The sequence below is a fragment of the Bradyrhizobium sp. Ken01 genome, assembly GCF_055807355.1.
In genome coordinates this window covers 37,600-51,461 of the sequence record NZ_JBVVPC010000001.1, presented here as the reverse complement: position 1 = coordinate 51,461, position 13,862 = coordinate 37,600, and the positions used below count along the sequence as shown (strand labels likewise).

Sequence of the window (13,862 nt, the reverse complement as noted above, 5' to 3'; positions counted from 1 at the left end):
AAGCAGGGCATGGTTGAGAAAAAGCCTTCACTGGACATCAAATCCCTCGCCCATGACCTTCGCGCCGGCAGCCGCGCGGCGCTGGCGCGGGCCATCACGCTGGTCGAGAGCCGGCGCAGCGACCATCAGGCGCTGGCGCGCGAGCTGGTGCAGACGCTCTTGCCTGACGCCGGCAGAGCGGTCCGCGTCGGCATCACCGGCTCGCCCGGCGTCGGCAAATCCACCACCATCGACGCGCTCGGCACCCATCTCATCGAGCAAGGCCACAAGGTCGCGGTGCTCGCGGTCGATCCGTCCTCGGCGCGTAGCGGCGGTTCGATCCTCGGCGACAAGACGCGGATGGCCCGGCTCTCGGCCTCCGACGACGCCTTCATCCGCCCCTCGCCGTCCTCGGGCACGCTCGGCGGCGTCGCGGCCAAGACACGCGAGGCGATGCTGCTCTGCGAAGCCGCCGGCTTCGACGTCGTGCTGGTCGAGACCGTCGGCATCGGCCAGTCCGAAACCGCGGTCTGCGATATGACCGATTTCTTCCTGGCCCTGATGCTGCCGGGCGGCGGCGACGAATTGCAGGGCATCAAGAAGGGCCTGGTCGAGCTCGCCGACATGATCGCGATCAACAAGGCCGACGGCGACAATCTCAAGCGCGCCAACATCACCGCCGCCGACTATCGCGGCGCGCTGCATATCCTGACGCCACGCTCCGAGCACTGGCATCCGCCGGTCGAGACCTATTCGGCGCTGACCGGCGACGGCATCGCGAAGATCTGGCAGAAGGTCCTCGATCACCGCAAGGCGATGAATGCATCCGGCGACTTCGCCGCACGGCGGCGCGAGCAGCAGGTGAAATGGATGTGGTCGATGCTGGAGCAACGCATGCTGGCGCGGTTGCGCAGCGAGGCGTCGGTGCGGACCAAGGTCCGGAAGATCGAGACTGAGGTGGCCGACGGCCATCTCACACCGGCGCTCGCCGCCGAAAAGATCCTGGAGTTGCTGCAATGAGCGACAAGCTCCGCATTCTGCTCACCGGCTTCGGCCCGTTTCCCGGCGCGCCCTACAATCCGACCCAGCCACTGGTCGCTCGGCTGGCGCAATTGCGCCGTCCCGCACTCGACGATGCCGCAATCTCCAGCCACATCTTCCCGGTCACCTATGCCGCGGTCGACCGGCAATTGCCGGAGGTGCTTGCGAGAGAGAAGCCCGATGCGCTGCTGATGTTCGGCCTCGCCGCACGCACGCCCTATCTGCGCATCGAGAGCCGCGCGCGCAACGCCGTCACCATGCTGTGGCCCGATGCCGCCAACACCCGCTCGAGCAAGCGCGGCATCGCCGGCGATGCGGACGCGATGATTTTCGGCCCGCACACCGCAAGGCTGCTGCGCGCTGCCCGCCTCACCGGCATCGACGCGCGCCCCTCGCGCGACGCCGGCGCCTATCTCTGCAATTACCTGAGCTGGCGCGCGATCGAAAACGTCAGGGCCGGCGGGCCGCAGCTTGCGGCGTTCATCCATATTCCCCTGCTCGCGCGCAGTGGCGCCGTGCGCCGCAAGGGCGCGCCGCGGATCACGCTCGAGGAACTGGTGGACGCCGGGGAAGCGATGCTGATGGAGATGGTACAGTTGGCACGGAAAGCTCGAAACACGACTGCGTAAACATTTAACCCTACCGCGAACAATCCTCACGGCCCCGGCCGCCACTGCCCATTTCTGCGCTACCTAACCGCTGCGGACCCCCGCGTCCGCCGGAGGACGCATCCATGGACCTCAATCGCCGCCATCTCATCGGAGCATCGACCGCAGGCATCGCCGGCGCGCTCGCGATCCCAGCCGACGCGGCGCGTGCAGCGCCGCTGACGTCGCTGCTCGGCCGCGACGCCACGCAATATGGCGTGCGACCCGGCAGCAGCGAGGATCAGACCCGTGCACTCCAGCGTGCGATCGACGAGGCCGCGCGAGCGCAGATGCCGCTGGCGCTGCCACCCGGCATCTACCGTACGGGACTGCTACGCTTGCCGAATGGCGCGCAACTGATCGGCGTGCGCGGCGCGACAAAATTCGTCTTCACCGGCGGGGCGTCGGCGATCCAGAGCGACGGCTCCGATGCAATCGGCCTTTCCGGCATCACCTTCGACGGCAGCGGCATTCCGCTGCCAGCACGACGCGGGCTGATCCACGTGCTGGGCGGGCGCGACGTCCGCATCACCGATTGTGCGATCACGAGGTCCGGCGGCAGCGGCATCTGGCTCGAGCAGGTCTCCGGCGACATCTCGGGCAACATCTTTACCAACATCGCGGTGACGGCAGTGGTGTCGTTCGACGCCAGGGGTCTCAGCGTCTTCCGCAACACCATCACCGGCACCAATGACAACGGCATCGAGATCCTGCGCACCGCCACCGGCGATGACGGCACGCTGGTCACTGATAACCGCATCGAGGACATCAAGGCCGGCCCCGGCGGCTCCGGCCAGTACGGCAACGCGATCAACGCGTTCCGCGCCGGCAACGTCATCGTGCGCGGCAATCGCATCAAGAACTGCGATTACTCTGCCGTGCGCGGCAACTCGGCCTCGAACATCCACATCACCGGCAACAGCGTCAGCGACGTGCGCGAGGTCGCGCTGTATTCGGAGTTCGCGTTCGAGGCCGCGGTGATTGCCAATAACATTGTGGACGGCGCCGCCGTCGGCGTCTCCGTCTGCAATTTCAACGAAGGCGGCCGCATCGCCGTGGTCCAGGGCAACATCATCCGCAATCTGATCCCGAAGCGGCCGATCGGCACCGCGCCGGATGACGATGCCGGCATCGGCATCTACATCGAGGCGGATTCATCGGTCACGGGCAACGTGATCGAGAACGCGCCGTCCTACGGCATCGTCGCCGGCTGGGGCAAATATCTCCGCGACGTCGCCATCACGGGCAACGTGATCCGCAAGGCACTGGCCGGCGTCGGCGTGTCCGTCGTGCCCGGCGCCGGCACCGCGCTCGTCAACAACAACATGATCTCGGAAACCCCGCGCGGCGCCGTGGTCGGGCTCGATCACGCGCGCGCCGTGACCTCCGACCTGTCGGTGGACGGCGCGCAGCGGTTCGCGCAATTGGTCGTCGGCGGGAATGCGGTGCGGCGGTAAGCGCGCTATCGGCGGACGGGCCGTGCATCCTTCGAGGCTCTCCCCGGGACGCGTTGCGTCCCAGGCTTCGCGCCTCAGGATGACGGGGTAAAAACGGGGCGCTGGGTTCGCATCGAAATCAACACTCAAAAGTTGTTTGATGCAATGTTGACAACAAACACGGTGCCGTCATTCCTGAGGTGTGAGCCGTGCGGTGCGAAGCGCCGCGCGGGGAGCCTCGAAGGATGATGTTGTGGGCATCTACGTCTACATGTTGCGCTGCGCTGATGGTTCTTTCTACATCGGAAGCGCCACCGGCGACGACGTGTCGAGGCGTGTCGACGGGCACAATGCCGGCGCCTATCAGGGGTACACCTACTCGAGGCGCCCCGTCGTCCTGGTGTGGTCCGAGTCTTTTGATCGGATGACTGACGGCATTGCCGCCGAGCGGCAACTCAAGGGATGGAGCCGCGCCAAGAAGGAAGCGCTCATCAAGTCGGATTGGGATTCGGTGAGTCAGCTTGCACGGCGCCGCGCGGGAGAGCCCCGGTCGAAGAAATAAGCCGCGGTGGGGCTGGCACACGGGCCGCTCATCCTTCGAGGCTCGCCAATCGGCGCATTGCGCCGCTTACCTCGCAGCTCAGGATGACGGGTTGGAGGGCGCTGCGTCCGTCTCAAGCATTCCTTTAGAACGCGTTCCGCAGCAGCGGGTACTTCGCTTCGAGGCCGTCGAGGTTGAAGGTGAACTCAACCAGGCGCTCGGGGGCTGCGACAATTTCGGCTGCCGGCGGAGAGAACTGCGGCAGAAGCGCCGCCATCGCCGCCAGCGCCTTGGGCGCGGCCGGCACCTTGGGCCCCGTCATCGTGACGGGCACGGTGGGCGGCGCCATGGCAGCCGGCACGTTGAGCGGTGCGATCGGGGCAGGCGTAGCGACCGGCGCGGTCGAGGCTTCGGAGATTTCGGCGAGAACGCCCGGCTTGGAATCGAGCCTGACCGGCACGGCGGTCTCCGGGGCGATGTGCACGGCCTTCGGCTGCACGGTCTGCGCCTGCTGCTCGCGCGGAAACATGCGGGGCATCGTCGCCGGCGACCAGCCGAATGCGGGCGACACGCTCGCGGCCGCCGTAGCGACATCGGCGCCGGTGGCAAGCGCGCGCCAGGTCTGGACGGCGAGCTTCGCTTCCTGGATGTTTTCGAGAAATGCGATCTCGGAATGATAGCGGCGCCAGCGCCCGGTCTCGAACATCTCGGAGAGATGCACCAGCCGCTGCTCGGCGAGAGCGCACCAGCGTGCCGCAATGTGGCGGCCAATAGCAACGTCGCGAATAGCCTCTTGGCGATGTGTCATAAATCAGCCCGTCAGGAGAAAATACGGACGCGACGCAACGCACACGAATCAATTTAGACGCGACGTGAATATTTTGTGGAAAAGTTTTGACTTGTCCAGCAACGACGAGGTTTTCGTCACCAAACTCCGTAGTCGTGCGGAGATTCAAGCGGTTTCGGAGTCAAGCTTCGCACAAGCATAGCGCGCTTGCGACGTGCGGCAGAGCGGTGGGGGATCAGCGAGCCACGATCTCTCGACCGGGAGCTGATCTCGCGCAGGGCTTCTAGGAATGGCACGTCCAAAAAGAAAAGACCCGTCCGGGGGGACAACCGGACGGGTCGAGCCATATGGGCGCTTGGGGTGGATGGGCGCTCGCGCCTGATATGACTTATGGGGAGGGATAACCGCTCCCACATAATTTGGTCGTGGCAGCGGGTCGAACGTTCAATGCAGCGTTTGATTTTTCGACCTTCGCGCCGCGCGCAAAATTGTCGCAGCCGCTATCGCGTCGCCGGCCTATCCGCTTGAGAAACCGTGGCTTTATCCTCGGTGCTCGACAACGAGGGTTGCTCTAATGCGCGGATGCCGGGCTCGTCGCGACGCTTCTCGATATCTTCACGTTTTGTTGTACCGGACGCGGCCGCGACTGGCGTCGCGCCGGCGGCGGGAACGGCCATGACCGCGGCAAACGCGTCGGCCTCGCCATCGCCGAACAGATCATCTCGCCCGGGTGAACCGAGGTCGCGCGCCGTCTTCGCCAGCGTCGTGCGCAGCGCTTCCGGCTTCAAGGCGTAGTTGCGCTCGAGCAGCAGCGCCGCGACGCCGGAGACATAGGCGGCCGAGAACGAGGTGCCCGACGTCATCTGGTATTTGCCGTCAGGCGCCGGCAGGAAGATATCGACGCCGGGGGCCGCGACCGCGATGTAGTTGCCACGATTGGAGGCGGTGAATAGCCTGTCCTGCTGGTCGGTCGCGCTGACCGCAATCACGTTGGGATTGGCGGCCGGATAGAGCGGCGGCGATTTCGCTCCGGCATTGCCGGCGGCTGCGACCAGCACCAGGCCACGCGCGGCGGTCGCCGCGATGGCCCGCTCGATCACCGCGTCTTTGGGACCGGCAAAGCTCATGTTGACGATCTGCGCGCCGTGCTCGGCGGCATAGTTCAGCGAGCGTAGGATGATGTAGGACGAGCTCTCGGCCCCGCCGCTGGTGCCGCCGAAGGCGCGGATGGCGATGATGCGCGCCTCGGGGGCGCTGCCCATCAGCTTGGCATGCGCCACGATGGCGCCGGCAATGCCGGTGCCATGAATGTGCGGGCCTTCGGCGCTGCCGAGCGCATCGAAATTGTCGGCAATGGAATTGGCAAGTTCGGGATGTCGGACGTCGATGCCGGAGTCGATCACGGCGACCGTCACATTGGCGCCATGCGCCAGCGTATGTGCCTGTGGCAGGCGGAGTTTGGCCAGCGCATATTGCGCGGGATCTCCCTCGGTCGGCACCGACGATTTCTGGTCCTGCAGCAGGTAGCGGAAGTTCGGCTGGACCGAGCGCACGCTGCCGTCGGCCGCGAATTCGCGCCGCACCGTCGCGGAGGGCCGGCCGTCGGTGATGCGGAACAGTCCGAACGTTGCCCCGATCAGCGGAAAATTCTCGGAGGACACGCGGGTCAGGCCATGGCGGCGCGCAAGCTCGTCGGCCTGGGTCGACGACAGCCCACCATCGATCTCGGCGACGAATTCGTCGGTGAAGGTGCGCAAATCCGCGGCGACGGGCGTGTTGTTGCCGCGCCCCTTTCCGGCGGTCTTCTTGCCCGATTTGCCCGAGCCATCGCCGCCTGCGTTCTGCTGCGCCAGGCATTCACCGTCGGCGTCGCGATCGGGCGCGGTACAGGCGGGATAGAGGTTCGGGGAGTAGCGCGCGTAAGGCAGCACCGGCGTCGGCCCCATCCGCGCCGAAATCCTCGTCGTCACGACCGGGCCGGGGCCGCGGCCGACGACCACCGCTCTGGCGGCAACACCCGGACTGACGCGTGCGGCGATGCCGGGAGAAATGGTCGGCATTCGGGAGGGGACGCTGATCGTCGGCGTGCGCATGATCGCCTGCGCCTGCGCAACCTCGACGCCCAGACGGGCGGCGAGCAAAAGCGCGGCTGCGACCGACGAAGCGCAGACCCCGGCTCTTACTCCACTTTCGGACTTGCGCGTCATCAGCTTGGAAGCGCCTTACGGCGCCGCGACGGCGAGGTTGACGAACTTCTCGCGCTGCATCTTGCCGAGCAGCGAGGCGAGTTCGTCCTGGCTCATCGCCTTGTCGAACTGGAGGCGGAACATGCCGCCCTTGGCATCACCGATGATCGAAGCCTGGTAGCCGTCGAGCAATGCGGTGATGTCGGCGACGCGCGCCTCGGGCGTGAAGCGCACCAGCGCGCGCGCTGGCGGGACGGTCGTGCCGAGGTCGCGTGTGAGCGGAGCGCTAGTCGAGAGCGAAGCAGTCTGGAAGGTCGCAGTCTGGGTCTTCGTCAACACGGCGCCGATGATTCCGGCTTGCAGCACGAGGGCCATGGCGCCAAGGCTCGCCGACCAGGCCAGCGTGCGCGGCGACAGGCTCGCAAAGAAGGTCGCGATGCGCGCCGACAGCGGCAGCGAACCGGCCGCCCGCGCCGGCTCGGCGTCGATCGCGGCGAACAGCTTCTGCATCGCGCGCGCCGACGGAGCACCCAGACTCTCGTTCAGATGGATGGTCTCTTCATACTCGCCGCGGATCGCGGCGTATTGCTTCGCGAGCTCGGGATCGCGCGCCAGCGCCTCGTCGACGCGGCGCGCATCGCGCGGGTTCAACGTGCCGGCGGCGTGCCACGGCAGCAGCAGTTCAATTTCACCGGGCTCTTGCTCCAGCATTTTCTTGCTCAAAGCCATCATGGCCAGCCTCGCTCAATGCCGGCTGCCTTCAGCAGTTCGGCCAATTTCTTGCGCGCATAGAACAAGCGCGTCTTCACAGTGTTCTCCGGGATGCCAACGATTTCGGCCACTTCTTCCACGGACTTCTCGTGGTAGTAGACGAGATCGACGATCTCCCGATGGTCCGGCGAGAGGCCCGTCAGGCACTCCCGCAACGCTTCACTGGTATCCTTCTTCTGCACCGCCGTTTCCGGATTGTCGGACGTATCCTCGATCGCGTTCGCGGCGTCGTCGTCCAACTCAAAATCCTTCCTGCGCCGAAGCGCAGACAGGGCCTTGAATCGCGTAATGGCCAGCAGCCAGGTGGAAACGGCGGATCGGCCCTCGAACTTGCCGGCTTGACGCCAGACGTCGAGAAATACCTCGCTGATGAGGTCTTCCGCCGCCTGCTCGTCCCGCACGAGCCGGAGGCCGAACCGATACACCCTGACATGGTGCCGCCCGTACAGCACCTGCATGGCGAGCCGGTCGCCTTGAGCGATCCTGGCGATCAGGATCTCGTCCGAAGCCGCTTGTGTCACGCTCAAAGGCCGTCTCGCAAGGTTGGTCGGGTCGATGCGGCAGACGGTTCGACGGGAGGGGTAAAATTGTTGAACCTACCGCAGTCATACGGGAGGCTGTGTGATCTACCCCACATACGCGAAATTTCCTTTTGCCACCCGCGGCTGGGCGCTTCGCTCAAGAACGGTAACATAGTAATGAAGTACTTTCCTGAGCAATGCCATCCCAGCGTAGACGGCCCGACCTGCATGGAACCTTAGCAGCCTAGCACGACATATGTCTTCCGAAGCCCCGCTTTGGCTCGACCGCCTCGCACACGATGCCTAATCGCCGGCAAATTCCTGGAGCGGTCGACGTCCCGCGCTGCCGCGCTGTACAGCGTGGATTCGGTTTCGAAGGATACCAAACCTAAAGGCTTGCGACGTAGATTTTTGGACTGACATCCACCATTGGCGGGACCATGAGCACGGCTGCGACGTCCCTTCCCGAGAGGAATGCCGCTGAGGCCGCGGATCTCGCCCTGACGACCGAGGCAGCGGCACCCGAAGTCCTCGCGCGCCGGATCCGGCAGCGGCGCCAGATGTATGTCGGCCAGGTGGCGAGCTATTCGCTCGGCGCCTCCGTCCTGCTGCTCTACGCCTTTGACGGCGTGATCTCCATGGGCGTTCCGTCACTGTTCTGGCTCAGCGGCCTTCTGATCATCGGGACCTTCACCGTGCTGTCGGAAGCGGGCTTCGCCGACCGGTTCGAGGATCATTACCTCACCGTCTTTCAGATCTCGGCGCATATGACGCTGCAGCTGCTGTTCCTGCTCGCGGTGCCGACAGTCGGAGTCGCGTTCATTGCCGTGCTGTTTCTGATCTTCGCCTTCGGCACGCTTCGTATGACCTCTAGTCAGGCGATGCTCACCTGGGGTCTCGCCACGTGCGGGCTCGCCTTGGTCTTCCTCGCCTCGGACTTGCCAATCGGACTGCCGGTGACGACCCAGCTGCAACGGGCCGCCTCGATGCTGTGCTTCGTGCTGGTGATCGGACAGTGCGCCTTCCTCGGCCTGTTCGGCGCCACGCTGCGCAAGATCCTGTACCGGCGCAGCATCGAGCTGAAGGCCGCCTATCAGCGCATCGAGGAGTTGGCTGAGCTCGACGAGCTCACCGGCTCCTACAACCGCGGCTGCATCATGCGGCTTCTCGACGCCGAGATCGAAAAATCGCGGCAGACGTCGAAGCCTTGCGCGATCGCACTGATCGACCTCGACTGGTTCAAGCGCATCAACGACGCCCACGGCCATCCCGTCGGCGACGAGGTGCTGCGCGCCTTCGCGATCACCATTTTCGCCAATATCCGCCCGGCCGACTGCTTCGGCCGCTACGGCGGCGAGGAATTCTTGCTACTGCTGCCGGGAACCGACCGCGAGGCGGCGTCGCGCATGCTCGATCGGCTGCGCGGCATCGTCGCCGACCTGGACTGGGGCGCATTCTCCCCGGGCATGCGCGTGACCATTTCCGCGGGCGTCGTGACGCTGCGCGACAACGATACTGCCGACACGTTTCTCGTGCGCGCCGACAGCGCGCTCTATTCCGCCAAGGCACAAGGGCGCAACCGCATTGCAACGAGCTGACCAATCCATTTTCTCCCGGCGCGACAGAAGCCGCTGCCGGGCCGAACGCTCCAGGACAGGGCAATGAGATCCAAATCCGCAAAATCATCCGAGAGTCTGCTCGAGGAATTGCAAACCGCGCTCTCGCACGGCACCGTTGCGCACCGGGTCGAGACGCTGCGCCGCGTCACCGATCTCTTCGTGGGCAACGCCTTGGACTATTCCGACGACCACGTTCGTGTGTTCGACGACGTGTTCCAATGCCTGATCGAGCAGATCGAGACGTCCGCCAGGGTGCTGCTCGCCGCCCGCCTCGCACCGATCGCGGCTGCGCCGCCGAAGATCATCCGCACGCTCGCGCTCGACGAGGTGATCGAGGTTTCCGGCCCGGTGCTGTCGAAATCCGAACGGTTGGACGAGGCGACGCTGATCGAGATCGCGCGTACCAGGGGCCAGGCCCATCTCAAGGCGATCTCGCTGCGGCGGGTGCTGTCGGAAGCGCTGAGCGACGTGCTGGTGACCCGCGGCGACGAGGGCGTGGTGCAATCGACCGTCAGCAATCCGGGCGCGCAACTGTCGGAGGGAACTCTCGCCGAGCTCGTGACCCGCGCCGAACGTGACGACGACCTCGCCAGCTGCATCGGCCTGCGGCCCGACCTGCCCCGCCATCATTATTTGAAGCTGGTCGCGAAGGCCTCCCTGACCGTGCGCAGGAAGCTGGAGGCCGCGCATCCGGAGCTCGCAGACGACGTGTCCAGCGTGGTCCAGGAAGCGGCTCAGCGGATCCGCGCCGCCATCATGACCCGGCAGACCGAGATGGCGCGGGCGCTGGTGAAGTCGCTGCACGAGGACGGCCGCCTCACCGAGCTCCAGGTCGCCACTTTCGCAGAGCAGGGCAAGTTCGACGAAACCAATGCAGGGCTCGCGGCGCTTGCGGGCGTCGCAGTCGAGACCGCCGAGACCATGATGATCGAAAGCCGGATCGAGGGCGTGATGATCCTCGCCAAGGTCGCGGCCATGCAATGGTCGAGCGTCCGCGCCATCATCGCCCTGCGCGAGAAGCTCTCAGGCGGCTCGCAGACCGACATGCTGACGCTGCGCGACGCTTACGAGGCGCTGCGCAGCTCGACGGCGCAGCAGGTGCTGCGCTTCCATCGCATGCAGCAGGGCGCGACGCCGGCGACGTGAAGCCGGCGAGCTAGTAGCGTAAGACCCTCGCCCCCACCGCCGCGCCAATTGCCGTCACCAACGCGGTGGCGAGCGTGTACCAGGTCGCGACGAACAGCGGCGAGTCGTCGGTGCAGTGCGAGGCATACAGCGTCGCGGCGAGCCCGGCTGACACCAGGCCGGCGAGCGCACCGGCGAGCGCGGGCTGCGACGGCGCGCCGTGGCGCAGGCCGAACAGAGCCCCGGCAAGCAGCGGCAGCGACATCGCAGGGATTGCGAACAGGCACACCCTGGAATTCTTGCCCATCAATCGCATTGTCATCGGCATGGCCGGCGCCATCATCGCCTCGCTGCCGATCGCCACCGCGAGCAGCCCGACCGGCAGCAGCAGCAGCCAGCCCCAGCCGCGCATCAGGGCTTCGGGCCGCGACAGATGCAGGCTGACGATGATCGCCGGGATCGCGAGCGACAGCGTGACCGCGAACTTCATGTCGAAGAATGGGTTGCGCATCGCGCTCATCACGTCGTGACGCACACCGAGGAAGGTGGCGAAGATCAGGATCGACAGAGGCGCGGCGACCAGCAGCGCCATTGTCAGCACCGCGCCGACGCGCGGTGCACGATGGGCGTTGTCGGCCGCGAGCGAGCGAATGAGTTGATCGGTATCCATGACTAGTGGTCCCGCAGTTTGGCAGTCAGTGCCGCAAGTCCGCGATGCAGCGCGACCCGTACTGCGCCCTCGCTCATCGAATATTTCACCGCTGTGTCCTTGATCGAGGTGCTGTCGACCGCGATCGACTGCAACACGTCGCGCTGGCGCTGCGGCAGCGCATTGAGCTGGCTGGCGACTTCGCCGGCCGAGACCGTCTCCTGCGGCGCCTCGCCCGGCAAGGTCTCGGCGAAATCGTCGATATTGACGAAGATCCGCCTGCCCCGTCGCCGCAGCATGTCGATCAGCTTGTTGCGGCCGATCGCAAACAGCCAGGGGGCGAAGGGGGCTTCGCTGTCCCAAGTGTGCCGCTTCAGATGCACCGCCAACAGAATCTCCTGCACGATATCCTCAGCCTGGTCGGGAGGCTGCCCGGCCCGGGCCAAGCCACGCCTCGCGGCAGCGCGCAGCACAGGCGTGACCGCCTTCAGCAGGCGATGATACGCCGCGTCATCGCCTGCCATGGCCGACCGCATCAGGCCGGTCCACTCGTCCTCACGTCCGCGCACGCGCGCCCCTCACCATGCAATTCGGCCGCTCTTTCAGTTTGTTACGCCGGCATCAGCAAGATCACGAATTCGTGATCTTGCTTGGCCACGCGACCGATGCGGCCGTCAGGATCTGCGACGGCTCATAACACCGATCGGTCCCGTACGCACCCGCGGCCGGCCGGGACGGCAAGGGCTTGCCGCGCTTTTGCCCGGTGTGGCCCGAAGATTCCCACTTTCTGCCCCGCTGTCGTCACGCGCCAGGGTCTCTGTTCGGTCCGGGACGGGCGGACTTGGGGAGATGTCAACATGATGAAAGCCAGCGGGCGCGCGGCCCTGATTCTCCTGGCCGGGCTTTTCGTGCTGTTCGGGGGCGTTGCGCAGGCGGCGCCGAGTTCAGCCGCTAGCAGCAAGTCGGACAGCGCCAGCAAACAGGCCGACACGGTCAAGCCGACCAAGCAGCGGCATCACACGTCGCGCCACCGCGACAGCACCAAGACGGCACAGAAATCCGACGACAAGGCCGACAAGAAGGAGGCCGCGGCAACGGCCGATGAGACGAAGGCCGACAAGCGTGACGCGCCGGCCTCGAGCCAGATGCCGCCGGAAGTCGCCAACGCCAATGCGCAACTCGCCGCCGCCGATACGCCGACCGCGGCTGCCGCCTCCGCAATGACGGGCCGCGCCAACGACAACGTCCAGGCTGCGGCCGATAATACCGCCGCTCCGATCCCCGAGAGCCAGGTCGTCGCACCCGATCAGCTCAACGACATCGACCGCGCCCTGCAACAAGAGAACGCGCCGGCGCAGAAGGCGGTGATCGCCGCAACCGATGCGCAGCCGCGGCCGGCGCCGGTGATGGCAAGCAGCCAGCAGAGTTCGGCCTGGGACCAGAGCTCCCTGATCGGAAAAATCTTCATCGGCGTCGGCACGCTGCTGACGCTGGCCTCCGCCGCGCGCATGTTCATGGCGTGACTTTGGGGTGATTTTGGCCTGATCTCCGGTCCGCGGGACCTCGTCCGGAACGCGCATCTCGCTGCGTGTTCCGGCCGTCCTTGCTCCGGTGGCTTTGGCGCCTCTTGAAGCCCACCGCGCCAGCGGGCACATTGCCCGCTCAACCAAAAGCGTGGGTGGAGCATGAGCACGTTCGAACACATCATCGTCGAAAGCAAAGGCGCGGTCGGCATCATCAAGCTGAACCGGCCGAAGCTGCTCAACGCACTCTCCTTCGGCGTCTTCCGCGAGATCGCCGCGGCCGTCGACGATCTCGAAGCCGATGACGCCATCGGCTGCATCGTCGTGACCGGCAGCGAGAAGGCATTTGCCGCCGGTGCCGACATCAAGGAGATGCAGCCGAAAGGCTTCATCGACATGTTCTCGGAGGATTTTGCCGCGATTGGCGGCGATCGGGTTGCACGCTGCCGCAAGCCGACGATCGCCGCAGTCGCGGGTTACGCGCTCGGCGGCGGCTGCGAGCTCGCGATGATGTGCGACTTCATCATCGCGGCCGACACCGCCAAATTTGGTCAACCCGAAATCACGCTCGGCACCATCCCCGGCATCGGCGGCACCCAGCGCCTGACCCGTGCGATCGGCAAGTCCAAGGCGATGGACCTTTGCCTCACCGGCCGCATGATGGATGCAGCCGAAGCCGAGCGCAGCGGCCTCGTCAGCCGCATCGTGCCGGCCGACAAGCTGATGGAAGAGGTGATGGCCGCGGCCGAGAAGATCGCCGCGATGTCGCGGCCCGCGGTCGCGATGGCCAAGGAAGCGGTCAACCGCGCCTTTGAGACCACGCTCGCCGAGGGCATGAGCGTCGAGCGCAACCTGTTCCACTCGACCTTCGCGCTGGAGGACCGCTCCGAGGGCATGGCGGCGTTCATCGAGAAGCGGAAGCCGGTGAACAAGAACCGGTAAGGAGGCCCGCGGTCAGGCTGGTGTAAGGCTCTGCCGCTTTCCCGCAGAATCCCTGTGACGAACCTGCAACAAGCACGGAATACATGGGGGTTTCC

14 protein-coding genes are annotated in these 13,862 nt (G+C 65.8%); 8 read left to right on the top strand and 6 right to left on the bottom strand.

Annotation, left to right across the window (positions count from 1 at the left end; all coding sequences use genetic code 11):
• The first annotated feature begins 9 nt into the window (after positions 1 to 9).
• The 4 genes from meaB (at position 10) to AC0L3S_RS00195 (ending at position 3,665) form a co-directional block, all read left to right on the top strand.
• Positions 10 to 999 carry a methylmalonyl Co-A mutase-associated GTPase MeaB gene (gene meaB, locus AC0L3S_RS00210; protein WP_473263100.1) on the top strand — a complete coding sequence of 330 codons (990 nt, stop codon included), beginning with the start codon at positions 10 to 12 and terminating at the stop codon, positions 997 to 999.
• Positions 996 to 1,649 carry a pyroglutamyl-peptidase I gene (locus AC0L3S_RS00205; RefSeq protein ID WP_473277716.1) on the top strand — a complete coding sequence of 218 codons (654 nt, stop codon included), beginning with the start codon at positions 996 to 998 and terminating at the stop codon, positions 1,647 to 1,649. The genes meaB and AC0L3S_RS00205 overlap by 4 nt, the downstream gene beginning before the upstream one ends.
• Positions 1,650 to 1,753: 104 nt before the next feature.
• Positions 1,754 to 3,124, top strand: a complete 1,371-nt coding sequence (locus tag AC0L3S_RS00200; RefSeq protein WP_473277715.1) for a TIGR03808 family TAT-translocated repetitive protein — start codon at positions 1,754 to 1,756, stop codon at positions 3,122 to 3,124.
• Positions 3,125 to 3,356: 232 nt separating this feature from the next.
• Complete coding sequence (locus tag AC0L3S_RS00195; RefSeq protein ID WP_473277714.1) at positions 3,357 to 3,665, top strand: GIY-YIG nuclease family protein; 309 nt, start codon at positions 3,357 to 3,359, stop codon at positions 3,663 to 3,665.
• Positions 3,666 to 3,789: 124 nt separating this feature from the next.
• Here the strand turns inward: AC0L3S_RS00195 and AC0L3S_RS00190 are convergent, their stop codons facing one another.
• From AC0L3S_RS00190 to AC0L3S_RS00175, 4 genes are all read right to left on the bottom strand, one after another.
• Positions 3,790 to 4,452, bottom strand: coding sequence for a TIGR03809 family protein (locus tag AC0L3S_RS00190; protein ID WP_473277713.1), 663 nt, complete (start codon positions 4,450 to 4,452; stop codon positions 3,790 to 3,792).
• 479 nt (positions 4,453 to 4,931) lie between these two features.
• A complete protein-coding gene (locus AC0L3S_RS00185; RefSeq protein ID WP_473277712.1) occupies positions 4,932 to 6,638 on the bottom strand; it encodes a S8 family serine peptidase in 1,707 nt (568 codons plus the stop codon).
• Between the two features lie 15 nt (positions 6,639 to 6,653).
• Entirely contained in the window at positions 6,654 to 7,349 is a 696-nt protein-coding gene (locus AC0L3S_RS00180; RefSeq protein WP_007593580.1) for a hypothetical protein, read from the bottom strand.
• On the bottom strand, positions 7,346 to 7,915 hold the full coding sequence (locus tag AC0L3S_RS00175; protein WP_007593582.1) for a sigma-70 family RNA polymerase sigma factor: 570 nt from the start codon (positions 7,913 to 7,915) through the stop codon (positions 7,346 to 7,348). The genes AC0L3S_RS00180 and AC0L3S_RS00175 overlap by 4 nt, the downstream gene beginning before the upstream one ends.
• 434 nt (positions 7,916 to 8,349) lie before the next feature.
• Here AC0L3S_RS00175 and AC0L3S_RS00170 point away from each other — a divergent pair, with 434 nt between their 5' ends.
• Together AC0L3S_RS00170 and AC0L3S_RS00165 are read left to right on the top strand one after the other, a co-directional pair.
• Positions 8,350 to 9,507 (top strand): GGDEF domain-containing protein, encoded by a 1,158-nt coding sequence (locus tag AC0L3S_RS00170; protein ID WP_473277711.1) that lies wholly within the window; start codon positions 8,350 to 8,352, stop codon positions 9,505 to 9,507.
• A gap of 63 nt (positions 9,508 to 9,570) precedes the next feature.
• Positions 9,571 to 10,674 (top strand): DUF2336 domain-containing protein, encoded by a 1,104-nt coding sequence (locus tag AC0L3S_RS00165; protein WP_473277710.1) that lies wholly within the window; start codon positions 9,571 to 9,573, stop codon positions 10,672 to 10,674.
• Between the two features lie 10 nt (positions 10,675 to 10,684).
• Here the strand turns inward: AC0L3S_RS00165 and AC0L3S_RS00160 are convergent, their stop codons facing one another.
• Both AC0L3S_RS00160 and AC0L3S_RS00155 read right to left on the bottom strand, forming a co-directional pair.
• Positions 10,685 to 11,323 (bottom strand): NrsF family protein, encoded by a 639-nt coding sequence (locus AC0L3S_RS00160; protein WP_473277709.1) that lies wholly within the window; start codon positions 11,321 to 11,323, stop codon positions 10,685 to 10,687.
• Positions 11,324 to 11,325: 2 nt separating this feature from the next.
• Positions 11,326 to 11,871, bottom strand: a complete 546-nt coding sequence (locus AC0L3S_RS00155; RefSeq protein ID WP_473263092.1) for a sigma-70 family RNA polymerase sigma factor — start codon at positions 11,869 to 11,871, stop codon at positions 11,326 to 11,328.
• Between the two features lie 288 nt (positions 11,872 to 12,159).
• On the opposite strand from AC0L3S_RS00155, the gene AC0L3S_RS00150 reads away from it, so the two are divergent.
• Entirely contained in the window at positions 12,160 to 12,825 is a 666-nt protein-coding gene (locus AC0L3S_RS00150) for a hypothetical protein (protein WP_473277708.1), read from the top strand.
• Between the two features lie 162 nt (positions 12,826 to 12,987).
• Positions 12,988 to 13,767, top strand: coding sequence for an enoyl-CoA hydratase (locus tag AC0L3S_RS00145; RefSeq protein ID WP_027516881.1), 780 nt, complete (start codon positions 12,988 to 12,990; stop codon positions 13,765 to 13,767).
• The last annotated feature ends 95 nt before the right edge of the window (positions 13,768 to 13,862 follow it).

Excerpts from the sequence above, each read along its gene's own strand:
- meaB (WP_473263100.1), top strand. The coding sequence starts at position 10 with ATGGTTGAGAAAAAGCCTTCACTGGACATCAAATCCCTCGCCCATGAC.
- AC0L3S_RS00205 (WP_473277716.1), top strand. The coding sequence starts at position 996 with ATGAGCGACAAGCTCCGCATTCTGCTCACCGGCTTCGGCCCGTTTCCC.
- AC0L3S_RS00200 (WP_473277715.1), top strand. The coding sequence starts at position 1,754 with ATGGACCTCAATCGCCGCCATCTCATCGGAGCATCGACCGCAGGCATC.
- AC0L3S_RS00190 (WP_473277713.1), bottom strand. The coding sequence starts at position 4,452 with ATGACACATCGCCAAGAGGCTATTCGCGACGTTGCTATTGGCCGCCAC.
- AC0L3S_RS00185 (WP_473277712.1), bottom strand. The coding sequence starts at position 6,638 with ATGACGCGCAAGTCCGAAAGTGGAGTAAGAGCCGGGGTCTGCGCTTCG.
- AC0L3S_RS00180 (WP_007593580.1), bottom strand. The coding sequence starts at position 7,349 with ATGATGGCTTTGAGCAAGAAAATGCTGGAGCAAGAGCCCGGTGAAATT.
- AC0L3S_RS00170 (WP_473277711.1), top strand. The coding sequence starts at position 8,350 with ATGAGCACGGCTGCGACGTCCCTTCCCGAGAGGAATGCCGCTGAGGCC.
- AC0L3S_RS00165 (WP_473277710.1), top strand. The coding sequence starts at position 9,571 with ATGAGATCCAAATCCGCAAAATCATCCGAGAGTCTGCTCGAGGAATTG.
- AC0L3S_RS00160 (WP_473277709.1), bottom strand. The coding sequence starts at position 11,323 with ATGGATACCGATCAACTCATTCGCTCGCTCGCGGCCGACAACGCCCAT.
- AC0L3S_RS00150 (WP_473277708.1), top strand. The coding sequence starts at position 12,160 with ATGATGAAAGCCAGCGGGCGCGCGGCCCTGATTCTCCTGGCCGGGCTT.
- AC0L3S_RS00145 (WP_027516881.1), top strand. The coding sequence starts at position 12,988 with ATGAGCACGTTCGAACACATCATCGTCGAAAGCAAAGGCGCGGTCGGC.